We start from the raw sequence: 24,537 nt of genomic DNA on the forward strand, positions 1-24,537 counted from the left end.
AAAAAAGCCAATCCCAGAGAGATTGGCTTTTTTAATACTGCTATATATGGTGGCGATGGAGAGACTTGAACTCTCGACCTCACGATTATGAGTCGTGCGCTCTAACCAGCTGAGCTACATCGCCGTTTTAGGCTGCACATTATGCCCAAGCTGCTGACCGCCGTCAACCCCTAATGGGCATTTTTTGCAAAAAAACGAATGTCATTCAGATTAATTGCAACGATTACTACAACAAACGATAAAAAAGGTTTGGTAAACCGATAAGCCGGGTTCTGTCGTGGACGATCATTCCTCTAGGCGTATCATCGCTAATACGCTCAAGCAACCTACCCGCATCGAACGCGGGCCGCGCCATGCCGATGCCTATTTGGTCTTGCTACGCGTGGAGTTTACCATGCCGTGAGATGTTGCCATCCACGCGGTGCGCTCTTACCGCACCCTTTCACCCTTACCGATGATATCTAGGATACCAAAGGCGGTCTACTCTCTGCTGCACTGGTCGTCAGATTACTCTGCCCAGCCGTTAGCTGGCACGCTGCCCTATGTAGCCCGGACTTTCCTCCCCTGCTCATCTGTTGCCAGTGTGCAGCGGCGATCGCCTAGTCTACCAAGCGCGCTAGTATAGCAAAACTAACGCCTGTATGGGAATGTCTTTTCGGCTTATTTTTAGAATGACTTTAATGACCTTAAAAGCACTTTAAACACTTAGATAAACGCTGTTGGCAAGGCTATGTCAGCATTATCTGAATGTTCATTTGCTTGTTTATTCAAAACTAGCCAATGCGCTTCAGGATAATAATTGGCTAAATACGCTTGTAGAAAATCAATGGTACTATTTGCAATCTCAGCATCCGTTTGTTCAGCATCATCATGGATATGATTGTAAATCACACTATGGATCATTAAGCCGCGCGATTTTATGGCTTCTAAACTGAGTAACGTATGATTAATACTGCCCAGTCGGCCAGAGGTGACCAAGACGATAGGATAGCCTCGCTCAGCGATATAATCCAAGGTTAATAGTTGCTCATTTATCGGTACCAGTAGCCCGCCTGCCCCTTCAAGCAACACCATCTCATAATCGGCTTGTAGTGCTTTGGTGGCATCAGTAATCACATTGATGTTAAGAGGTTGATTGGCCAATTCTGCGGACAGATGCGGTGACGCAGGCTTCTCATAGCGATAAGGACAGGTGGTAAAGTCCAGATCGCATGGTTGTAATGGCATTCCCATCAATTGACGGTGACTTAAAATATCATCTGCAATGCCTAGCTCGCCATCTGGTTGTTTACTGATGCCCGTTTGTACCAACTTTTGCGTGATAACGTTGACGCCTTGCTGCATTAATGATTTGGCAAGCAGACCCGTGGCATAGGTTTTGCCAATATCGGTATCAATGCCGGATACAAATAGCACGCTCATGGTTAACCTCGATGTTCTAAATATTTACGTACTACTTTTAGCAGCGCTTGGCATAAGGTGGTCAGCTCATCATCAGTAATCACATAAGGCGGCATGATATACACCAACTTACCAAAGGGTCTGACCCAGATACCATTATCAATCAATAAGGATTGAAAAATGGGCATATCAACAGCGTCTTCTAACTCAATCACCGCCACTGCCCCCAAACAACGTACCTCGGCTACACCTGCCAGCTGCGCAGCTGGCGTCAGGGCTTGCTCCATCGTACGTTGCATACTGGCAGTACGCGTTTCGATATCATAAGACAGGATCAAATCAATCGATGCACAGGCGACCGCACAGGCGAGCGGATTACCCATAAAGGTCGGACCATGCATCAGCGCTGGATAGTCGCTATTGTGAATGGTATCGGCAATTTTGCGGGTACATAGTGTTGCAGCAAAAGTCATGTAGCCGCCGGTCAGCGCCTTGCCAATGGTCATGATATCAGGGCTGATGCCAGCATGTTCACACGCAAATAGTTTGCCACTACGCCCAAACCCAGTAGCAATCTCATCGGCAATCAATAGTACATTATGCTTATCGCACAGTTGACGCAGCAATTGTAGATATTCAGGACTATAAAAACGCATACCACCTGCGCCCTGAATAATCGGCTCGATAATAAATCCTGCCAGCTGCGCGCCATACTCTGCAAAAAACTGAGCTAATGTTTCACGATCATCTACTGTCAATACGCGATCAAACCCAAGTGGCGGCGCAGGAACGAAATGTTGCATCGGTAATTGCTTGCCATACAGACTGTGCATTCCATTGATAGGATCACAGACACTCATGGCATGCCAAGTATCTCCGTAATACCCTGAATGGGTTGACGCAAACTGCTGCTTGTTTGGGCGCTTGGCAGCCACTTGATATTGCAGCGCCATTTTTAGTGCCACTTCTACGGCGATACTGCCACTGTCCGCATAAAAAATAGCGTCAAGGCTAGAAGGCACAATATCGAGTAGCTTTTTGCCCAAATCTATCGCTGGCTGGTGGGTCAAGCCACCAAACATCACATGCGCCATTTTACCTAGCTGCTGAGTCAGCGCGTCGTTTAGCTTAGGATGATTGTAGCCATGGACGCTCGCCCACCATGACGACATACCATCCATTAAGCGCGTGCCGTCTTCAGTAATGATATAAATCCCTTCAGCGCGATCGATAACGATATTGGAATAGGTTGGTGGCAGGCTGGCATATGGATGCCAAAGATGTTGCTGATCGAACTCACTGGCTACTTGCATGGATTTGGTTGTCATTGTATTGCTGGTCATTATATTGTCCCTAAAACGTTGTAAACCCAAACGTCATCAATCGCTTATCAATATTTTATTGACCTGTAATACGCTTGTATTTGGCTAATAAATCATTTTCTGTCTCGACATGATTGGGGTCATGAGGGATACAGTCGACGGGACAAATCACCACGCATTGTGGCTCGTCAAAATGCCCGACACATTCTGTGCATAGATCTGGATCAATGACGTAGATATCATCGCCTTCTGAGATGGCCTCATTTGGGCAAGCAGGCTCACACACATCACAGTTAATGCACTCATCAGTGATTAATAGCGCCATAAACTGCTCCTTATATTTTTGCTCATATTAGCCCTATCTGGCTGCGCTTGACTATTTTAGCAAGTGCTAGCAGAGTATTTTTAATGCAGCATCTTTTAGTTACTATTTAATTTTTTGTCAAAAGCTTGCAACACACAAGGTGGGACAAATTTACTGACATCGCCACCGAGTTTGGCAATTTCACGAATCATGGTAGATGAGATAAATGAATAGTTCTGAGATGGGGTCAAAAATACTGCTTCAAAGTTTTCATCAAGCTCGCGGTTCATATTGGCCAGTTGAAACTCGTACTCAAAATCGGACATCGCGCGCAGCCCGCGCAGCACGGCGGTGGCGTGTTTTTCGCGCATAAAATCAACGAGCAACCCTTCAAAGCCAATCACCGAGACTTGCGGCAAATCGGCAAATACGGTCTCGACCAAGGCGACTCGCTCTTCAAAATTAAATAGAGGTTTTTTATGATGCCCCGAGGCAACCGCAATCACAACCTCATCAAAGAGCTTGGTTGCGCGTGTTACCAAATCCACATGACCATTGGTAATGGGATCAAACGTACCAGGATATAGAATTTTGGTGTGTAGCTTTGAGGAATTAGGAGAAATAGAATGGCTCATAGCATGGCTAATATAATCGGTAATATTAGGCCATATGCTAGCAAATTTTGCTCAAACTTAATACTTATCTGCTACATTTGTCCTAACAGCCGATTTACCTTTTCACCAGAGGCTTTGATACAATAGGCGGTTCGACTCATCTGACTTATAATCCAAATAAAATTCAATACCATTGAATGGGTTAAGATGAGGAATTAGTAGGACTGGACAAATAAGGCGCCTGTGTTTTTAGGCAATCCTTATGGAGAAATTATGTCAAAAAAATCAAAAAAACCTGATAATCAGATTTGCGCCAATAAAAAGGCGCGTCATGAATATTTTATCGAAGAAACCTTTGAAGCGGGACTGGCATTGCAAGGCTGGGAAGTCAAAGCCATTCGTGCAGGAAAAATGACCATCACTGAAGCGTACGTCATATTTCGCAATAACGAAGCTTTCTTATTTGGTGCGCACATTCAGCCATTACTATCGAGCTCTACGCACGTCAGTCCAGACAGTATTCGTACCCGTAAACTGCTGCTCAATCGTCGTGAAATCGAAAAACTGTCTGGAGCAATCAATCAAAAAGGCTACGCTTGCGTACCGCTGTCTTGCTACTGGAAAAACTCGCTAGTGAAATGCCAAATCGGCCTCGCACTAGGTAAAAAGCAGCATGACAAACGTAAGACGTTAAAAGATCGTGACTGGGAACGTGATAAGCAGCGTGGTTTCAAGCAGCACTTGGGTTAATATTCATTCAAGTATTGTCGAACAATCATTATAAAAAAGGACGGCTCAGTAAATATTGAGCCGTCCTTTTTTGTACCTTATTAATGCTTATATAGTCAGTTCAAAACAAAAATGTCATAAGTTCCAAAGCGCTACTGGGATGAATTTTTCACAGCCTCTGTGTATACAGCACGCAAGGAAAATTTATACCAGTAACGCTATAACATTTTTAAATTGAATCTACTATACTGATCAACTGTTAATACTCGTGACTGACAATACTCATTAACTACCATACTAGCCGCTTACGCGACCTGCCCCTTGATTGATGATGGCACACTTTTACGAGCGCGAAGCTGCTTTATCCCATGAGCAATCAAACAAGCAATACCTAACCAGATCAACCCATAACTATAGATCATCGCTGATTCAAACGGATTACCGAGCACCGTCACCGCCAATATAAATAGCAAAGCAGGTTCTATATAACTCATCATGCCATAGACATTGACGGGTAGCATTTGGCTGGCATCAATATTGGTTTTCATTGCTAGGATGCTCAAAACGCCAAGACCAACTAACATCATGATCAAAAATCCAGACCCTGCTACCATCGCCAAATTGCTAGGTGCAAAAAAGTACAAGTAACCAAGCGCAAATGGGGCAAACAAGGTCAGATCGACCAGCATACCAGTGATGGCGTCAATGCCTTGGAGTCTACGCACGATATAATATATCGGATAAGTACCACACACCCACAATGTCGCCCAAGAAACACTCTGCGTACGAATAATTTCACTAAACACCCCTACCGCCGCAAATGCGACCGCAAGCCACTGTAGACGACTGAGCTTTTCGCCGAACAGCAGGCAACCGAACACTACCATCATGAGTGGAAACAAAAAATAGCCCATCGCGGTTTGTACACCTTGCCCATTGACCGGTGCCCACATAAATAGCCAAAGCTGACTCAAAAATATCGGCGTAGGTAGTAGCAGCCAAACCCACTGTTTGACTGAGCGCAGTGCACGCAATTTATCGATGTGCATGCCTAGCCGTCCACTTATCAATAAGTAGCCAACCAACACCGCCCACATTGACAGCATACGCCAGATAAACACTTGTGTGCCCGACAAAGGCGTCAGAAAGCTGCTATACGCATAGAGTACACCAAACAAAATATTGGATAAGATGGCAAATGACACTCCCAACATCAGCGTGCGCTGCTGCGTGTTACCAGTCGTCCAAATCGCAGGCAATGGCAAACGTGAAGTAGTGGTTGCTAGCGCATTAGCGAATACATTGGAGAGCATTGAGATAGACATGATAAGCACCGTAGTTATTAGTAGATGATAAAAAAACAATTACTCGCTCTTTTTTTAAAGCAGCTTTGATTGGTACGGTCTATTTTACTAGAGTGCTTTGATATATTATCTCTATAAAAATGTATTTATGGATAAATTTATCAAAATAATGTCATATAAATAACTATTTTCTTAAATTTAAATTATTAGTGATAATATTTATAATCGAAAACCTAATAATCATAATTAATGAGGGTACATTATCATGAGCCATATCCTAGACAGCACTGATAAAGCTATTTTGAATTTATTGCAAGACGATGCGACATTACCGCTTAAAACTGTCGCAGAACGAGTGCATGTGTCTGTTGCCACTGCTCAGCGCCGTATTCAAGCGTTGATAGATAGCGGCGTGATTACCAAGCAAGTCGCCATCGTTAATCCTAATAAAGTGGGTTACGGTCTGACCGCAGTGGTGATGATAGAAATGGAGCGCTCCAACACATCAATGCAGCGCCGGTTTGAGCGTTTGATGGATTCGCAAACACAGGTGATGAGCTGTTATGAAGTATCTGGCGATTTTGATTTTATGCTGATGGTCAATGCCAAAAACATGAGCGACTACCACCAGTTCACCCGTAGCTTGCTGACATATGAAAACAATGTACGCAATTTTAAGAGTCAGTTTGTGATGAACTTTACCAAGAGTGGAACCAAGATTACCTTAGACTAAATATATATGTCCCTATTTCATCACTTTTTCTTGTTAATAATAGAGGTTTAAGCTGAACTCAAAACTTGTAATATATGAACTTAAGTTTGATAATAGTTAGGATATTTTTTATTCATCGAAGTAGACAAGGAAGCCTGATCATGACCTATCAACCTGACTACCCTCATAAAATAAACAGCAGGTACAGCACTCTAAATCAAATAAGCCCAAAAGCATTCATAACAGGAACCATGTTGACTTCTTCAATGCTTGCAATGTCAGGCTGTGCGACCAGCTCATTGCTAGAAAGTAATGACCATATCATCACGACCAAGAAGACATTGTCAGAAGATCAAGTGATCGCTTTTGGCCGTCCGGCGCAGGCATTACCAAAAACGCCAAATGCGACGATGGTTATCGTTGGTGAAAAAAACAGCTACGTACTTACCCAAGGTGGGACTGAGATGATCAGTTTGCTCAGCAATCTGACACAAAAAGACATCCACGTTGACAATGACATGAGTTTTTATGTCCCCAATAACGATGGATATTTCCAAGGGGAGATGAAGCTTTCTTACGCCAAATTAAAAGACGAGTTTGGACGCTCAGATTATCAGTTCTTTTTACAAAATAATGCCCGAGAGTGTACCTCCGCCAGTGATCAACGTATTGGTGCCCAGCGTTTTTGTTTTAATGTCCCCGTGAAAGGTGCCATATATCCGCAAGTGAGTAATTTAAGCTTGATTCAGTCAAATTATCGCGCTCTAACCAAGCCTTATACGGTAAGCTTTTATACTCAAACGCAGCAAAAAAACACAAACCGTCATGGACCAAATAGCGCACAAAAACTGGTGCTGCTGCCCTTTGCCCTTGCATTTGATGTGGTGACTTTCCCGCTTCAATTATTAGATAATTAAAAGCTATCAGACAGCGCACTGACTCACCTGAAACCATAAGGTACGTTACGAGGCGATATCCGTACTTGCTCGTAACGTGCTCACTTGATAGGTTAAAATAACTTTTCAACAATGGCTTTTGGATAACTTTGCTTGGCCGTTTGTGCCGCTTGAAACAGTATCTCATCTGCCTCTACAGGACCAGTAATATCGCACAAGCACACGTAGGCAAGCTGCATCAGATTATTTAACAGGTGCTCATTGTCCGGTACAGGTGGACGATTACCTTCCAAAAATTGATTGATATTGATGTGGTGCCCTTTGAAGGTGCGTTCTTGCGAAACAGTTTGGTGCATACTATGAAAAAAGCTGCGACTGTCTGCTACCGTTAGCTGACTGCGCAGCGCTTCTATCACGGTATAAAATGCGAGAACGGGCTCAGAGATAGGTACGGGTGCATTGATTGTCTCGTTATGGCCATTGTGACTGTCAGACTCCACTGTCTGCTGACTATCCACTTGCAACGTAGCCCAAAAGCCTTTACGAATTTTAGATTTGTGATCTTGTAGTTCAGGATAGCGCCTTGTCGCATCCAACACACACTGCTGCATCATTTTGACAGAGACAGTTGAGTACTGTTGCCACTGCCTCTTGAGCAGGCGCACCTCTTCAGGATGTAAATACTCTGACAGCACCTCTGCCATCGCAGACACGGTTTGGTCGACGGATTGAGTATCAATATTCATCAGTTCTCTCCTATAAATGCCGCTCTGTTAGGCTTTTCGCATCGAACATCTGCTTTTGAAATTCAGGATAGCCGAGCTCGGCATGCTCGGTATAATCAAGGCCACGCTGCTCATGTAAGCGGCTGGCCTTTAACCCAAAGCTCATATCAATCAGCTTATACATCACAAGACCAAGCCCTAGCCCCCATGCCAGTGCTACTCCCACGCCTAGAGCCTGTACGCCCAGCCGTGATAAGTTAAATAAGTCCCCTGTATAAAACAATCCAGCCGCGAGTGTGCCCCATGCACCGCCGAATCCATGCACTGCCACCGCTGATACCACGTCGTCTATTTTGAGCTTTAATAATGCTTGCGTGGATAAAATATAGACCACAGAGGCGATGGCACCGATGACAACGGCGAAAATGGGCGTTGTTGTGGCACAGCCTGCCGTGATAGACACCAGACCAATCAAACTGGCATTGACACTATCACTGAGCAAAATGGCTTTGCTCATTGTCCGAGCAATCAGCATGTAGCTCACCACCGCACTGACCGCAGCGATAAAAGTATTGACGGCAATCAAGCCAATATTTCCAGTGATAGATAATGTCGATCCGGCATTGAAGCCAAACCAACCAAACCATAAGATAAACCCGCCAAGCGCCAATAGCGTCATGTTGTGACCTGCGATGAGTCTTGGCGTACCATCAGGGGCAAAGCGCCCCAGTCTTGGCCCAATGACCAAAATACCTGCCAGTGCCAACCAGCCCCCGATAGAATGCACCACGGTCGAACCAGCAAAATCAATAAAACCAAGCTCAGCTAGCCACCCTGACCCGCCGAAATACCCACCCCAGACCCAACTGGCAAACACAGGATAGATAAATAAACAGATCAAGCAAGCGGCGACTGCATAGCCGATAAACGAGACACGCTCTGCCATGGCACCACTCGCAATGGTCACCGCTGTCGCCGCAAACATCATCTGAAAGAACATCAGCGCCCAGTCCATATTGGACAGATTGACTGGCATAAAATGATCGGTACCGACAAACCCCGAATGATTAGTACCCATCATTAGCCCAAAACCCACCAAATAAAACGCCAGACCACCGATACACATATCGGTATAGTTTTTCATCATCACGTTTACCGCGTTCTTGGCACGCACGGAGCCGCTCTCAAGTAGCGCAAAACCTGCCTGCATAAAGAACACCAAAACCCCGCCCCAAATAATCCAAGCGATATTTTGATATTCGAGTAGCTGCGCCACCGTCAATGTTTCAGCCGCGGCCGCTTGTGCACTGGCGATCGTGCCAAACAATAGCGTCCCCAGCATAAGTATCTTGTGCAGTAATGTTCTTAGTAGCCCTTTTATCGCATCCAGCCCAACAGATGATGTTCTCATTTTATCTCCAAACACTTATCTATCCGTTCAATTTTTATCGATGCACCATTTTCACTCATGAATGCACACAAATAAGCCCTAACGGGGTTGGAGCAAAAGCTATGCCAAAAGCTATGGATGAAAATCAGAACGGCTAACAAACATGAGAAAACAAATGATTAGTACTGACCAAACCCATACTTTGATAACTGCACTTTAACAACCATGCTTGCGACAATGTGACGGTTCTGCTGAAACCATTTTTACCATTGTTTGGCTGGGCTAGTCGCTCACTTTGCATAAGCAGTTTATCTCGCGCTATCAATAACTTATCGGCAATCACCACTCATAGAATAGGTCGCATAGTGAAGGTGATTCATGTTAAAATGAGCGCTTTTAAATCAGCCTTCATCATCAATGATGAATAAAGGTTGTATTTTTAGTGCCATTTTCTAATTAACAGGTCCGCCCATGTCTGCCGATACCATCGCCCGCACTGCCTTTAAACAAGGCACCAAGCCACTTTATGATTATGACAAACACTGGGCGAGCTGCTACGAGCCTGCGCCTTATCTGCCGATGAGCCGCAAAGAAATGGACGATCTGGGCTGGGATGCTTGCGATGTTATCATCGTCTCAGGCGATGCCTATGTCGATCACCCAAGCTTTGGTATGGCGATTATCGGTCGCTTGCTTGAGTCACAAGGCTTTCGCGTCGGTATCATCGCGCAGCCTAATTGGAAGAGCAAAGACGCCTTTATGGAGCTTGGCAAACCTGTCTATGCGTACGGCGTGACCGCTGGCAATATGGATAGTATGATCAACCGCTATACCGCCGATCGTAAAATCCGTAGTGATGATGCCTACTCTCCTGGCAACGTCGCTAATAAGCGCCCTGACCGCGCGGCTATCGTCTATAGCCAGCGCTGCCGTGAAGCCTATCCTGATGTGCCTATTATTTTAGGCGGTATTGAGGGCAGCTTACGCCGTATCGCGCATTATGACTATTGGTCAGACAAAGTGCGCCGTAGTATTTTGCTCGATGCGCGTGCGGATGTCTTACTCTATGGTAATGCTGAGCGCGCCATCGTCGATGTGGTACATGGTCTGTCGAAAGGCTATAGCTTTGAGCAAATGAGTAAGCTACGCGGTACAGCGTATTTATTGACCCCAACGCGTCGTCATTGGCAAGCGGATATGACTGAGGTCGCCAGTAACGATGTCGATACCGTTGGCCGTGTCGATCCCATCATCAACCCGTATGTCATGACCGAAGACGTTGATAGCTGCTCAATTGAGCAGAACAAACCATCGGACTCGCCTGTCGGGCAAGCCATGCCGTCATCTATGTCATCACAGTATCAGGGTTTTGTCGCTGAGCCAGTCACTGACAAAATCATTAATGCCGACCAAGTGGATACTGATACCCAAGTGGTACAGATGCGCGGCTTTGACAATGCGTTTAATAAGCCAAAAACCGCCCGCAAGCATAAAATCAAAATGCCCCCACGTGAGCAAACGGTGATTCGTCTGCCCGACTATGAGCATGTCAAATCTGACCCTGTGCTTTATGCGCATGCCAACCGTATCTTACATTTAGAGACCAATCCGGGTAACGCCCGCGCGCTGGTGCAGCGTCATAGTAGCGGTGCAGGTAACTCGCATACTTCTATCGATGTCTGGCTGAACCCACCACCGATTCCACTCTCGACAGAAGAGATGGACTATGTGTTTGACCTGCCCTATGCCCGTTTGCCGCACCCAAGCTATGGCGATGCGCGTATCCCTGCTTATGACATGATTAAGTTTTCGGTCAATATCATGCGCGGCTGTTTTGGTGGTTGCACCTTCTGCTCGATCACCGAGCACGAAGGCCGTATCATCCAAAACCGTTCAGAAGACTCAATCTTGCGTGAAGTCGAAGCGATTCGTGATACTGCACCCAACTATACTGGCGTGATCTCTGATCTTGGTGGGCCAACGGCCAATATGTATCGTCTGAGCTGTAAAGACGATACGATTGAGAAAAACTGCCGTAAACCGTCTTGCGTCTATCCTGATGTCTGCGAAAACCTGCTGACCGATCACAGTAATTTGACCAAACTGTATCGCAAAGCGCGTGATATCAAAGGCGTGAAAAAAATTCTGATTGCTTCAGGTTTGCGTTATGATTTGGCGGTTAAAGATCCTGAATACGTCAAAGAATTGGTCAGTCATCATGTCGGCGGTTATCTCAAGATTGCCCCAGAGCATTCTGAAGAAGGCGTGTTATCGAAGATGATGAAGCCGGGCATGGGCAGTTATGATCAATTCAAAGCGATGTTTGAGCAGTACAGCGCCGAGGCTGGTAAAGAGCAGTATCTGATTCCTTACTTCATCGCCGCCCACCCGGGTACCCGTGATGAAGACATGATGAACCTTGCGCTGTGGCTAAAAAGTCATGGCTATCGCGCTGACCAAGTACAGGCGTTTTATCCAAGCCCGATGGCAACCGCCACGACCATGTATCACACGCACAAAGACCCACTACATAAGATCAGCCGTAGTGAAGGTGATATGGATATTGTCAAATCTGGCAGGCAGCGCAAACTGCACAAAGCGTTCCTGCGTTATCATGATCCAAAAAACTGGGCACTACTACGTAAAGCGCTACAAGACATGGGCCGTAGTGATCTGATTGGCAAAAACCGTGGTTGCTTGATTCCGCCATTTAACGCGCACTTAGAGGGGCGTGATGCGGCGCAAGACAGCTATCAGTCAGCACGCAAAAAGAACAGTCGCCTAGGTAATGACTCAGTGAAGCGTAGCAACAACTCGTCAAACAACAACGCTGCAAACCGTGCTGGCACAAGCAAAAATACGGTCGGGAAAAACAGTAAGAAAAAAGTCAGCAAAGGCAATTTCCAAACTCAGCATACAGGTCTGCCACCGCGCAAAACCAAATAGCTTGATAAGAAGTAGTTTTAATAATATGAATAGTATAGAAACATGAACTAAACGTAGGCCGTATTAAACTCATAAAAAAAGCACCTATCAGCGCTCAGTTGATGGGTGCTTTTTTATCTGACTTATTAATGAATGAAAATTTTAATGAATGAAAATTCAAATGATTATCGTTTATCTTTCAATAGGCTGGAGATGGTAAGTTACATTAGTCAGCGATTGGGTAACGAAGCTAATAAGTAATGAACAATTTCTAACACGGCAATACTTCGTTTTCGCTACTATAAGCCTCATATACTAAACGCATTATTAAGAACAAGTAAATGACACCAGCAATACTTTGGAGAGAATGATGAATACCATCACTAAAATTGCAACTGCCCTACCTGCACTTGCCTTACTGAGCGCTTGTGCCACGACTGCTCCCACCACGCCAGAGACGACTGATACCCCTGCGCCAGAAAAAGTCAATGCCGCTTATGACCGCATGGCAGCAGCCCCATATACCTGTACCGATGGCAGCACCATCATGGCAAAACAGTCTATTAACAAAAAACAAGTCATGCTCAATGCCACCTTACCCAAGGTAAAATGGACAGAGCAAAAGCTCGTCTTAAACGGTGATGTAAAAGGCGACGTCGCAAGCTATGTCAACGACTCAAATCCAAAAGCAGTCTATGCGTGGCACATGAAAGGTGACAAAGGAATCTTTGCGATGAAATGGGCAAGCGGTCAAGAATATAAAGTGAACTGCCAACTCTAATCAATCAAAGATAAGCAGAGATTTATCAAAAATAAAACAGTCGCCCTTGAGCGGCTGTTTTTTATGCGTGTTCTTTATACACATCTTCTCTCTGATGATTATGAATATCATCAGTGCTGGTTTGTTTTGCTAGAGAAGCACACCGAAACCTGTCAAAATAGCCTTTAGCACAAATTAATGATGATCAATAATAAAAAGGACAACCCGATGGCGACGCGTCTGATAACGATGATGGTAATGGCAACTGCTAGTATATGGACGCTAACAGGCTGCGACGATAGCGTCAAAACCCCTGATCCAGCTGCCGAAACAGCGGTGACCGCATCAGACTCTTCAATACCAGCAGCCGATCAGATAAACTGGTCATTAGTCGATAGCGGGACAAAGCCTGCCGATCCCACCAACTACAAGTATCCATTTGCAATCGATAGTCAAAACGTCCGTGACTATGCAGAGTACTTCGATGTGGACGCGGCGACAGCGCAGCACAACCTCACTATCAGTATGGCAAGTAACGAAGCGCTATCCAAAGCCTTGGATCAGCTGAGCGAAACCTATGTCTCACATGAGCTGACCGATGGTAACGAGATGACACTGGTCATTCATACCACACCCAATGTCGCTGCCAGTCGCTATGACTATGTGTTATCAGACGACTTTGCCAAAGGGTTGATATTACCTATCGTAATCAAACCTGATGGCAAAAAAGGGGATGCTAAGGCACATGGGGAAATGACGGAGTAGCTCGATGTATCGGTTACGCATGATCAAACCATTTGATTATAATAAAGCGTGAATCAGCATATAACCACCCATACCGAATATCATGACATTTTCGGTTAAAGAGATCGCACCCAGTGGTACATTACTATCGGCGCGTACGTGGTGTCGTCTGTCTAGGGTTCTTAATTGCCCAAAAATACTTGCAGATCATCATTGCCGCCAATGCGCTTGCCATTGATAAAGGTCTGCGGCGTGGTCTTGACCCCAAGCGTCTCTTTGACCAATGTATTCTCATCTTGGGTCGTGATATGACGATCAATGATGTCATAGCCTGCGTGCTTGAGCGCATCGATTGACTTGAGGCCAAACGGACATAGGTGGTCTGGCATCACCATCCGAAAGATGACGGCAGACTGCCCGCCTTCTTTGCTGATATGCTCGCCTTGCAGAATATCGATGAGATGCTGCACTTGCGGACTGTGGCTACTATCTATAGTGTCGGTATTAGATTGATTATTAGTATTGTCTGCCATAACGCGCTCCTTACGTTTTGCTTATTCGCTGCTTGATAATCGTTTTTCTTATGACTATGACTATTATCTTATAAGCATCGGTCAGGGCGATCTGAATCAGTCTTGTTAACTTTGTTAGGTTTAATGATAAGTCGTGGGTTTTTCGGAGGTAGTATGGTGCTCAGACTATGGCTACATTTTGAGCTGTAAATGATGCGCAAGTGACAATGTCATTGGAGTTTTAGCAAATTTCATTCAAAAATTAGAGTAAACTATTTTTCATAATGAAAGCAATACGCAGCCCTTTTATGAATATGAGATAAAAAATGATATTTGGAAATCCTGACATTTATTATGAAGATGGTACGTATAGTGAATTTGCTATCGTTATTGAGCATCTAACAGCAGACCTTTATAGTCTCAATTTATGAGTCGATATACAGATGATTCCACCACATCTGGCTTATAACATGAAAAGCATGTTTGTAGCGCCGCTTACTGACAGAGATGTTTTTAAGACTCAGTCACCTGCATTATTTCATCTAAGCGATAAAGAGTTAATGATTGCCTTAGCAAAACAGTATTACTCTGACTGGAAAGTGGAAGAACGAATAAGATTAGGTTTTCAACCGACGCTTTACACGACAGATAAAATCGAGGAATATGAAGAAAGCCTATACGATGATAGCTATTTTGATTTTGAAAATTTTGTAGATTATTTTTGGGATATAGAGCCACATGAATATGGGGACAAAGGGTGGTTCCCGTTTATTATCAATAATAAAGACGAAACCAAACTGGTCATTATCTATCTCAATCGTGATGCCAAAAACCTCACCGACTATCCCGAAGGTTTAAAAGCGTATGAAAGGTTTTTTAATGCCGATAAGTCGCCTAAACAGCCCACATACTTTGATGAGCACTATTGGTCAGTCAAAGTGATTAAGATAAAGACAGCGGATATACTGTCGGTATTAGATGAGGCGTATAGATATTTATTTGGTGGTGATACAGACTGATAAAGCGTGCGCTGGGACAAAGCACGCTTTTTTAATGGCTGATAGATAAAATTCGTTCAAAAAAACATTAATTAACTAATGTCTAATAAAACAATTATAAAGTCTAAGTATTACTTACACAAAATACTTAACAACAATACTTTAATCTTTGTTAACTTACTAAACTTTCAATATCATTAATAATGTAAGAATTTAACACTTGCAATAAATGATTGAATAACTCATATAAACTCTCTTCAGGCTTGAGTGTTTTTGTATCTACTCGCCAAGAGTTATTTGATTCTAACTCACTAGTACTCCAGTTTAAATCCTTATATCTCTCAAACTTGCTAAAAAAGGTAATTTTATTTTTTGATATGATATAAGTGACAAATATATCATATTTTGGTAAAAATTCGAATTTCGGGAAAAAATTAATAATCTTTACATTATTAGACTCTAGATATGTTGGACTATAATCGCTTACCACATCTACAAAATATTTTTCTTTCCTCCCTTTTCCTATAATAACACCAAAATCATGAACCGTTCTTTCTCTTTCCTCTTTTACATAAATTAACTTAACAAAATAATTATCATCCCCTTCTTTAATCCATTCTGATATTTTACGTCTATCAGGAATTTTGTATAATTCATTAGAATTATTTATTTCTATAATAAACAATTCACTAACATCTTCACTAAATTCGAAATTATTGGCTATATCATCTAAGTGACTAAGAATTGAGTCGACCTCATCTTTAGAGCAGTAATACTTATTAGCCTCTCTAACTCTAGCAACCAATGGTAAATCTACTGAATTCGATGTAACCTCAGTATTATTTTCATTCGTAAAGTATGGAAAGTCACTCTTTATGTTAGGAATATCAATCTTATTAACATCGATAAATATTTCTGTCTGATTGGCTTGTGTCACAAAATACGGATTTTGATGGAATCTTGGACTACTTAAATCATCAGTTATAAAACTTACTAAATCTTGATATCTAATATTACCTTTTTCAAAACTAAATATAGCTTTTACAAAGCTCTTAGTGAACAAACTTATATCTCTAAAAGCTATAGAAGTTTCATCTCTAGTAGATGAAAATAGAAAATATACTTTATCAAAATTGTTTTTATGAAGTGACTTATCAAATATATTAGAGATATTATGCCAGCTCTTTATATACTCAGTTCCAGCGAAGCAAGCATCTACTACTTTCGCTGTTAATGTTGGACTAAGAGACTTCAAAATCTCATCTAATTCACTATTCGATAATCCTGTTGTATGGGGATTAGTATTGTCAAAGTCTGATGTTACGTACCAAAATTCTTCACCGATACGAGTTCCGTGTCCACTGAAATAAAAAAATATTTCTTCTACATCGTTATTTTCATAATCTCTAATAAATTCCGATATCTTTGACTTTATATCTCTACCGCTAACATATCCATCTATATTGAGAATACTATCGAATTTTTTTGAATCTATTAGAATTCTATGAATTATACTTGCATCATTCTTACATGCAGGTAAATTTGCTTCACCACCATACTCACTAACGCCTATAACAATAGCTAGATTAGACATTTCTATCTCCAAAGTTATTTATATTAATTTACCATTCTCAGAAACTCATCTTCACTCACCACTTTTACGCCCAGCTTTTCGGCTTTGGTGAGTTTTGAGCCAGCCTTATCCCCTGCCAGTAGCGCAGTGGTTTTTGCGGAGATACTGCCTGAGACTTTTGCACCGAGTGCTTGCAGTTTGGCTTTGGCTTCATCACGCGCCATGCTATCGAGCGCACCGGTGATAACCCACGTCTGCCCATCGAGCGGCAAGCCATCTGCCGAGACCGCCTCGACCGTGTCCCAATGCACGCCCGCTGCCTGTAGCGCGTCGATCACCTCAATATTGTGCGGGGCGTGGAAAAACTCATGTACCAGCTCGGCGGTAATTGCGCCCACGTCGGGGGTCTGTAGTAGCGCGTCGATGTCCGCCTGCATCAAGGGGGCAAGCTCGCCAAATTGCTGCGCAAGGTTTTGCGCAGTGCTCTCGCCCACGCCGCGAATGCCGAGCGCGTAGATAAAGCGCGCAAGGGTGGTGTGTTTGCTCGCTTCAATAGCGGCAAGGATATTATTGACCGACTTTTCGCCCAGCTTTTCAAAGTTAATCAAGTCATCGGTGTGCTTGTGCAGCTGATAGATATCGGCAACGGTCTTAATCAGTCCGTGCTCAAAAAAGCTGATCAGCCAGCGCTCGCCCAAGCCATCAATGTCCATGGCGCGGCGCGAGACGAAGTGAATCAGCGCCTCTTGCTGCTGCGCGGGGCAATACAGTCCGCCTGTGCAGCGGGCTAAGGCTTCGCCCTCGGGCAAGATGACGGGCGAATGACAGACAGGGCACGCGCTGGGCAAGGTGACAGGCTCACTATCTACGGGGCGCTGGTCTGCCCAAACGCGGGTGACTTTGGGTATCACATCGCCTGCGCGGTGCACGCTAACCATGTCGCCTGCGCGCACGTCCAGACGCTGAATCTCACCAAAGTTGTGCAAGGTGACATTGCTGACGGTGACGCCGCCGACTTTGACAGGTTCAAGCTTACCGACTGGGGTGATTTGCCCTGTCCGTCCGACTTGCCATTCGATATCGTTGAGACGCGTCATCACAGTCTCGGCAGGGAATTTATAGGCCGTCGCCCAGCGCGGTTCACGAGATAAGAAGCCGAGCTGCTGCTGCAAGGCAAGGCTATTCACCTTAATCACCATACCATCAATCTCAAATGGCAAATCGGCACGACTTTCTATCACTGACTCATAATAAGTCTGCGCGGCGCGTGGATTGGCGACCACTTCTACAGCGCTGACGGTGAAGCCAAGCTCGGTGAGCCATGCCAGCGCCCCTGATTGAGTGTCGATATTTTCAGGCAATCCTTGATTGACCGAATAACCGTAAAAGGCCAGTGGACGACTGGCAGCAATAGCGGGATCGAGCTGACGTAAGCTACCAGCGGCGGCATTACGTGGATTGGCAAAGGTTTTGCCCTCATTCTCTTCCGCCAATCGATTCAGACGCTCAAACCCTGCTTTTGGCATCAACACTTCACCGCGCACTTCTAATAGCTCGATATCAGCCGCATCGGCGATCCATAGTGGCAGATTACGAATGGTTTTGGCATTTTGGGTAATGTCCTCACCCGTCTGCCCATCACCGCGCGTGACCGCTTGGACGAATTTGCCGTGCTCATATTTTAATGAAACGGCCAATCCATCAAGCTTTAACTCCATCTCGTATTCAGGGTTTTGCTGCGAGTCGCTAAGACGATCATTGACACGGCGCATAAAGTCACGCAAATCATCATATTCAAAGACATTACCCAGTGACAGCATCGGGATGTCATGCGTGACTTGAGTAAAAGCGGAGAGCGGCATATCGCCGACTTGATTGATTGGGCTATCTGGCTGAACCAAATCTGGATATTCTTCTTCGATTTCAAGCAGCGAGCAGCGCATTTGGTCGTATTCGCTGTCTTCTAAGATTGGATTATCTAGCACATAGTAGGCGTAGTTGTGCGTTTTTATCGACTCGATAAGCATGCGCATTTGCGAGACAATTTCTGCATTATTATTGGTGCCGTCATTGGCCGAACTGGCTATATTGGATGTTGCGGTTTGTGCTTGAGCAGATAGGTTTTTAGAATGATTTGGTGAGGTAGCGTCAGTCATAGTCGGGGTCTTTTTTGTCATTCAAGATACCGATATGATAACAAGTTTACAGGAGGCTCGGATATAGCCAATCCCATATAAATCAGCTACTGTGTCAGGCTCGCTCAGTCTACTATGTGTAGTACTTTCACTCACCTTCCTCGTATCTAAATTATCTTGGGTCGGCTCTAAATTTTTGCAGAAACTATAGCCCATTAAAAAAGGCAAATAACGTGAATCGCTATTTGCCTTTTTTAATGGGCTATAATTGTTTTTAGCAGTTGATTTACTTAGCCTTCGAGCTATTCGCCTTTAAGCTTTTAGCTTTCATAGTCACGAACTTGGTTACGTAGCTGCTGCTTGTATTCAGGCGTGATTGGTTGGTTCTCTTCATCGAGCATAATCGCATCAAGATCGCTTGCCATCATATAAGCAATGCTCATCATGCTATCGAAGCTGCGCACGGCTTGTGGATGTGGCAATGATAAAAACATAACGATGCCGTCATACGTGTTGGTCGCGACACTATGCGGATCAAATGGCGCGATACCACTGTCGGTGATACCCATCATGCTAAACCACAGCATACCCGTGCCGTCTTTTTGCTCATAGCGATGGAACATATTCATCGCACCATAGCGTAGACCATACTTGTCAATCAATGCTAGCAGGTCACGACCACGGATAATCGCCGTTGGACGATCGCGATATTGGTGCGGCAAGATGGTGATATTGATGTTGTCTTTGGCATTGATCAAGGGGCCATTTTGCGCATCATCGCCTGACTCTGATAAATGCTGATCCAGTATCGGGCTGTTGTTATCGAAGCTTGGCTCTTCTGCCGTGTCAATCGTTGGCATCAAACTATCTGTTGCTGACATGAGGCTTGAGAATGCATCAGGCTCTTGCTCGATATGCATCTGCTCAGCAGCCTCTGCAAACTCGCTGTTGTCACTACGCTGCTGCTCTTCTTGCCAGCGTTCATAGTCATCATTGTCGATGACATCGTGATCTTCATCTACCATAGTGCTGCGCTCAGCAGTCAGCTGGGGATCGACGTTAGTATGAGGCTGCGTCAATGGCTCTTCTTCAACGACAGCATTCAGATAAGTGCGGTCAGGGCCAATGCTCGTCTCGCCAGCAACCGTATCATCAAAGTCTGGCTGATCAACGATATTGCGCTCATGACGCGGTATGATGGGAATACCGTTTTTATCATAATTGACCGCAGCAGCTTCGGCAGCACCTCGGCGCTTAAAACTGCGAATGACCATAAACAGCCCTGCGAGCACGATAAACGCGGCAATGGCAATCAATACAAACTGAATAGCGGTCATGATAAATACATCCTAGTATATATAACAAAAGGGAATACACAAACGAGCATAAATGGCAATATTCTAGCATGGCTGACCCATGTCGTCACCACATTGTGTACTTTATAACCAGTATGTTGGACTGAGGTCAAGCATACTTGGATTTATGCCGATGGATTGATTATATTTGCATCGCTTTGATTCTCATAGCGCTTTTGGTATCTGCTGTTGTCTCTTAACTCTCTATATAACGCGCGGCTTCGTCCAGCGACACGCTGACTAGGGTAGAAATACCAGCGCTTGGCATGGTGATGCCTTTTAGCTCATCGGCAATCTGCATCGTCAGTTTATTATGACTGATAAAGATAAACTGCAAGTCATCTGCCAACTCATGAATGAGGCTAGTAAAACGCGCGACATTGGCATCATCGAGCGGCGCATCAACTTCATCAAGCACACAGAACGGTGCGGGATGCTGCTTAAATATCGCAAAAATCAGGCTCAATGCGGTCAGCGTTTTTTCACCGCCCGAGAGTACGGCTAGGCGGCTATTGCGCTTGCCTTTTGGCTGCGCCATCAAGGTAAGCCCTGCCCGCCATTGCTCTGATTTTGGCGTGTTGGCTGGCATCTCTTCTGTGTTCAACGTCAGACTGGCTTGCCCACCGCCAAAGACTTTGGCAAACAAATTGGCCAGCTCATTATTGACCGCATCGAGCGTCTGCATAAATAGCGTCTTGGTCGTCTCATCGATCGAAGCAATCGCTTCAGTCAATGTCTGCATACTGGCGGCGATATCAGTGGTCTGCTGCGCAAGTGGCTCCAAGCGCTCATTGACCTCGGCCAACTCCGCGACAGCAGCAAGATTGACAGCGCCAATCTTGCTCAGCTGCTGCGCAAGCTTGGCACGTTCAGACGCAAGCTCAGCGATTTTGTCTGGGCGCACACGGCGATCATGAGCGATAAAGTCTGCCAGCAAGTTTGAGACACTCATGGTTTGTTGCGAGTGTTCTGCTTGCGTTTTGTACTTCTCACTCACTTGAGTATAAGCCTCTAGCGCGCTTTGGGTATGTCTACTTGCATCCTCCAAACGCGCGGCACTTAATGCTAACTCAGTTGCATGCTGTGCAAGTTCGCTTTGCTGCGTCTGCAAGGTATTTTGCAACGTATCAAATGCCGTCTGCTGCTCAGAATACGCTTGCTTTAGTGCCGTGAGCGCGCTATCACGCTCGGTCAGTAACGCTTGCTGCTCATCGCGCGTTGTCTGTGCGCGCTGCAGCGCCGCTTGCAGCTCTGGCAGTTTGGCTTGCTGCTGCTTGTGACGCGCCTGTAGACTCTGCTCACTCTCTAATGACTTGTCATATTGCTCGGTTGCACGCCCCATACTGCTAACACTATGCTCTAGGCGCATCTCGTACTGCTGAATACGTAGCTGCAGTGCCTGCCAAGCCTCATCATCGGTTTGACGTGTGCGGTGTAACTCGCTGCGCTCAGATTGTAATTGCTGATTGGTCGCTCGTGCCTCTGCTATTTGCGGTGTGAGTGTGGCGATCTCGCATTCGATATCCTGCTGCTCATGAAGAAGTGTCTGCGCCTCATGCGCAAGCTCTTGCTTTTCCTGCTCGAGCGTCACTTTATCAGCGTTCAGGCGTTGGCTGTCTGCTTGCAAGCGCTCGGCATTGGCGCGCTCGGTCGTCAGTTGCTGCTGGTATTTATGCTTATCACGGGTTAATTGCTCAGCTTGGGCGCGCGTTTCTTCCAAACTGACCATCAATGCGTCATAGTCACGCTGATTTTTTGCGATAGATTTTTGCTGATTGTCGATGCTCAACTCTAGCTCACCGAGTAGGTCCTCTAGCGTTTGCAAACGCGTGCGCTGCGCCAAACGCTGGGTGAGAAACTGACTGCTGCCCTCGCTTTGATCGTCTTGCGCGCCAGCGAGCTTACTCAAATTAAGCGTGCCTTGACAACTGATGATCCAACCATCAGCAGTCAGCAGAAGCGCTGATGACGGTAATGACTTTAAGACATCGGCAAACACGTTAATATCATGCTCACTAGCAGACTCAAACTGCGCTGTGTATAGATAACACTGCTGCCATAGCGCAAGCGCAGGCTGCGCAATCAGCTGTGATAATGGCAACACTTTATCAGTTAAGCTCTCTGGTAAGTCGCTGATAAAGGCACTGTCTCTGGTTTTATTTTGCTTCGCAGGCAACCATAGGCTATGACCCGTTGCTAGTGTTTTTTCTTTTGTACTGGCTGAGGTGTTTTGTATGGTTTGATAAGTCAGTAAATCAGTAATGTCATCTTCAAGTGCTTGCCACAAACTCAAACTATTGGCTTTTTGATCCGCATCATTCACATGATCAGCACGGCTTGCAATTAATACATGGCTGTCTAGCCATAACGCCAAGATACTATCGAGCAGCTGTGCGTGTGCTTGGCCCGTCGTACTCAGTTCAATCTGCTCTCGCAGCGTCGTAATAGCCAATTGCTGCGTATTTACAGCGCCACTATCGGTGTTATTTGTTGCAGCTGCTTTGTTTTGAGAGTTTGATATAGGTTTTGGATGCAATATCTGATGCAAAGTGTCGTATTCACCTGCCAGTAACGCATGACGTTTTTCATCATCGCTCAGCTCGCGTTGCTGCGTGTTCAGTCGCTGCTGCAAATGATGCGCTTGCGGCTGTATCTCAGACAGACGCTCGTCCACCCCTTCTTGCTGACGCTCAATCTGCTGTAGCTGTTTGCTCAGCTTAGCGACTTGCTCTTCTAGCACCTGATGCAAGTCTTGCTCGTCCGCTGCCTGACTTGCATCAGCACTGGCACTAACAGCACTGGCAGATGGGGCTATAGACTGCTGCAATTGCTGCCAGAGGTTTTGCCAGTTTTGCGCGCGGCGTTGCCACTTATCATCGCTTTGCTGGTGACGCTTTTGTGCTTGAGTATTAATCGCCTGCTGCTGCTCAAGCGTACGTGCCTTGTCTTGCAGACGCGACAGCTGGTTTTGTGCGTCATGCCATGCGCGCTGCAATGGCTGCTCATGACGCTTTTGGTTATCACGCTTGTCGCTCAGCTCAGCGAGCTGTGGGCGTAACGTCTCTAATGCTTGATTCTGCTCAGCTTGTTCAGCGTTAAGCCGCTCGATATCAGCGAGTGATTGCTCACGCTGCTGCGCTAAGTGAGACAGTTGCTGCTCAATGGCTGCCAGCTGTGCAGTGGCATCACTCAGTTGATGCTCGGCAGTTTGGTAACTCAGCTGCTGCTCGTAATGCGCGCTTTGGGCATCATCTTTGAGCCATTGCTCTTGGTTGATACGGGCGGTGAGCTTATCTTGCTTTGCCTTTAGCGTGTCATAATCGGCTTGCAATGTCGACACTTCAGCGGCGCTGCGTTCATGTATGATTTTTTGCTGCTGCTGATTGTGCTTGGCTTGGTAGAGCTGCTGAATGGCAAGCTGCTGCTCAATATCAGCCAAGCTTAGTGAGATTTCCTCATAACGCTGCGCGCTCGCTGCCTGTTTGGACAGTGTCTTTTGTTGGCGGAGCAGCTCGCTTTGCATATCGTGCAGACGCGCCAGATTGTCTCTTGTCTTCTCAAGCTTTTTTTGTGTCTCTTCACGCCGCGCCTGATAGCGCGACACCCCAGCCGCTTCTTCGATAAACTCACGCAGCTGCAAAGGACTTGACTCAACAATCCGCCCAATCATACCTTGCTCAATGACCGCATAACTACGCGCGCCCAACCCTGTTCCCAAGAACACATCGACCACATCGCGGCGACGACAGCGCGTACCATTGATAAAATAATCCGAGCGTCCGTCTTTATTGACCTGACGGCGAACGGAAAGCTCTTGGTACAAGTTAAGCTCATGGCGAATACCTGTCTGCTCATCTTGGGTATGCTCAAAGGTCAGCTCGACACTCGCCACACTCTTAGCCGCTTTGTCTTGCGTACCAGCAAAGATGACATCGCTCATCGCCCCGCCGCGCAGCTGCTTGGCAGAGGTCTCACCCAGCACCCAGCGTATGGCATCAATCACATTGGATTTGCCGCAGCCGTTTGGCCCGACAATGGCGGTGATACCATGGCGAAAGGTAAAGGTCGTTGGGTTGGCAAAGGACTTAAAACCTGCCAGCTTTAGGGATTTTAAACGCATGAATAGTCAATAGATGTG

General features: G+C 45.5%; 19 protein-coding genes, 1 tRNA gene and 1 other RNA gene. 7 read left to right on the top strand and 14 right to left on the bottom strand.

Going from position 1 to position 24,537, the window contains the following annotated elements; genetic code table 11:
* Window positions 1-47: 47 nt before the first annotated feature.
* The 6 genes from PSBA01_RS04060 to coaD form a co-directional block, all read right to left on the bottom strand.
* Window positions 48-124, bottom strand: a tRNA-Met gene (locus PSBA01_RS04060).
* A 121-nt stretch (window positions 125-245) separates the two neighbouring features.
* Window positions 246-611, bottom strand: an RNA gene (rnpB, locus tag PSBA01_RS04065) — RNase P RNA component class A.
* 94 nt (window positions 612-705) lie between these two features.
* Window positions 706-1,422 carry a dethiobiotin synthase gene (gene bioD / locus PSBA01_RS04070; protein WP_186475121.1) on the bottom strand — a complete coding sequence of 239 codons (717 nt, stop codon included), beginning with the start codon at window positions 1,420-1,422 and terminating at the stop codon, window positions 706-708.
* Between the two features lie 2 nt (window positions 1,423-1,424).
* Complete coding sequence (bioA, locus tag PSBA01_RS04075) at window positions 1,425-2,744, bottom strand: adenosylmethionine--8-amino-7-oxononanoate transaminase (RefSeq protein ID WP_416383512.1); 1,320 nt, start codon at window positions 2,742-2,744, stop codon at window positions 1,425-1,427.
* 55 nt (window positions 2,745-2,799) lie between these two features.
* Window positions 2,800-3,048: a YfhL family 4Fe-4S dicluster ferredoxin gene (locus tag PSBA01_RS04080; RefSeq protein WP_058024492.1), complete on the bottom strand. Its 249-nt coding sequence runs from the start codon at window positions 3,046-3,048 to the stop codon at window positions 2,800-2,802.
* 95 nt (window positions 3,049-3,143) lie between these two features.
* Entirely contained in the window at window positions 3,144-3,662 is a 519-nt protein-coding gene (gene coaD, locus PSBA01_RS04085; protein ID WP_058024491.1) for a pantetheine-phosphate adenylyltransferase, read from the bottom strand.
* Window positions 3,663-3,914: 252 nt separating this feature from the next.
* Between coaD and smpB the strand changes: the two genes are divergently transcribed.
* Complete coding sequence (gene smpB, locus PSBA01_RS04090) at window positions 3,915-4,391, top strand: SsrA-binding protein SmpB (RefSeq protein WP_093067726.1); 477 nt, start codon at window positions 3,915-3,917, stop codon at window positions 4,389-4,391.
* Window positions 4,392-4,675: 284 nt separating this feature from the next.
* Here smpB and rarD read toward each other — a convergent pair whose 3' ends face one another.
* The gene (rarD, locus tag PSBA01_RS04095) at window positions 4,676-5,695 is read right to left on the bottom strand and encodes an EamA family transporter RarD (RefSeq protein WP_228724631.1); all 1,020 of its coding nucleotides are present in this window, start codon (window positions 5,693-5,695) and stop codon (window positions 4,676-4,678) included.
* Between the two features lie 244 nt (window positions 5,696-5,939).
* On the opposite strand from rarD, the gene PSBA01_RS04100 reads away from it, so the two are divergent.
* The gene (locus PSBA01_RS04100) at window positions 5,940-6,407 is read left to right on the top strand and encodes an Lrp/AsnC family transcriptional regulator (RefSeq protein ID WP_071002305.1); all 468 of its coding nucleotides are present in this window, start codon (window positions 5,940-5,942) and stop codon (window positions 6,405-6,407) included.
* 230 nt (window positions 6,408-6,637) lie between these two features.
* Window positions 6,638-7,303: a hypothetical protein gene (locus tag PSBA01_RS04105; RefSeq protein WP_186475122.1), complete on the top strand. Its 666-nt coding sequence runs from the start codon at window positions 6,638-6,640 to the stop codon at window positions 7,301-7,303.
* Window positions 7,304-7,395: 92 nt separating this feature from the next.
* Here PSBA01_RS04105 and PSBA01_RS04110 read toward each other — a convergent pair whose 3' ends face one another.
* Window positions 7,396-8,028, bottom strand: a complete 633-nt coding sequence (locus PSBA01_RS04110; protein ID WP_186475123.1) for a hypothetical protein — start codon at window positions 8,026-8,028, stop codon at window positions 7,396-7,398.
* A gap of 10 nt (window positions 8,029-8,038) precedes the next feature.
* Entirely contained in the window at window positions 8,039-9,349 is a 1,311-nt protein-coding gene (locus PSBA01_RS04115) for an ammonium transporter (protein ID WP_416383515.1), read from the bottom strand.
* A 519-nt stretch (window positions 9,350-9,868) separates the two neighbouring features.
* Here PSBA01_RS04115 and PSBA01_RS04120 point away from each other — a divergent pair.
* The 3 genes from PSBA01_RS04120 (at window position 9,869) to PSBA01_RS04130 (ending at window position 13,847) form a co-directional block, all read left to right on the top strand.
* On the top strand, window positions 9,869-12,343 hold the full coding sequence (locus PSBA01_RS04120; RefSeq protein ID WP_186475124.1) for a YgiQ family radical SAM protein: 2,475 nt from the start codon (window positions 9,869-9,871) through the stop codon (window positions 12,341-12,343).
* 349 nt (window positions 12,344-12,692) lie between these two features.
* Window positions 12,693-13,103 carry a hypothetical protein gene (locus tag PSBA01_RS04125; RefSeq protein WP_186475125.1) on the top strand — a complete coding sequence of 137 codons (411 nt, stop codon included), beginning with the start codon at window positions 12,693-12,695 and terminating at the stop codon, window positions 13,101-13,103.
* Window positions 13,104-13,280: 177 nt separating this feature from the next.
* Complete coding sequence (locus PSBA01_RS04130; protein ID WP_228724632.1) at window positions 13,281-13,847, top strand: hypothetical protein; 567 nt, start codon at window positions 13,281-13,283, stop codon at window positions 13,845-13,847.
* A gap of 161 nt (window positions 13,848-14,008) precedes the next feature.
* Here PSBA01_RS04130 and PSBA01_RS04135 read toward each other — a convergent pair whose 3' ends face one another.
* Window positions 14,009-14,359 (bottom strand): glutaredoxin domain-containing protein, encoded by a 351-nt coding sequence (locus PSBA01_RS04135; protein ID WP_186475126.1) that lies wholly within the window; start codon window positions 14,357-14,359, stop codon window positions 14,009-14,011.
* Between the two features lie 449 nt (window positions 14,360-14,808).
* On the opposite strand from PSBA01_RS04135, the gene PSBA01_RS04140 reads away from it, so the two are divergent.
* On the top strand, window positions 14,809-15,357 hold the full coding sequence (locus PSBA01_RS04140) for a hypothetical protein (protein WP_186475127.1): 549 nt from the start codon (window positions 14,809-14,811) through the stop codon (window positions 15,355-15,357).
* Between the two features lie 151 nt (window positions 15,358-15,508).
* Here the strand turns inward: PSBA01_RS04140 and PSBA01_RS04145 are convergent, their stop codons facing one another.
* From PSBA01_RS04145 to PSBA01_RS04160, 4 genes are all read right to left on the bottom strand, one after another.
* Complete coding sequence (locus PSBA01_RS04145; protein ID WP_186475128.1) at window positions 15,509-16,930, bottom strand: caspase family protein; 1,422 nt, start codon at window positions 16,928-16,930, stop codon at window positions 15,509-15,511.
* A gap of 23 nt (window positions 16,931-16,953) precedes the next feature.
* The gene (gene ligA / locus PSBA01_RS04150; protein WP_186475129.1) at window positions 16,954-19,065 is read right to left on the bottom strand and encodes an NAD-dependent DNA ligase LigA; all 2,112 of its coding nucleotides are present in this window, start codon (window positions 19,063-19,065) and stop codon (window positions 16,954-16,956) included.
* 299 nt (window positions 19,066-19,364) lie between these two features.
* On the bottom strand, window positions 19,365-20,381 hold the full coding sequence (locus PSBA01_RS04155) for a cell division protein ZipA C-terminal FtsZ-binding domain-containing protein (protein ID WP_186475130.1): 1,017 nt from the start codon (window positions 20,379-20,381) through the stop codon (window positions 19,365-19,367).
* A 214-nt stretch (window positions 20,382-20,595) separates the two neighbouring features.
* Entirely contained in the window at window positions 20,596-24,519 is a 3,924-nt protein-coding gene (locus PSBA01_RS04160; protein ID WP_186475131.1) for an AAA family ATPase, read from the bottom strand.
* Window positions 24,520-24,537 lie beyond the last annotated feature (18 nt).

The organism is Psychrobacter sp. KCTC 72983 (genome assembly GCF_014280455.1).
Classification (GTDB): domain Bacteria; phylum Pseudomonadota; class Gammaproteobacteria; order Pseudomonadales; family Moraxellaceae; genus Psychrobacter; species Psychrobacter pacificensis.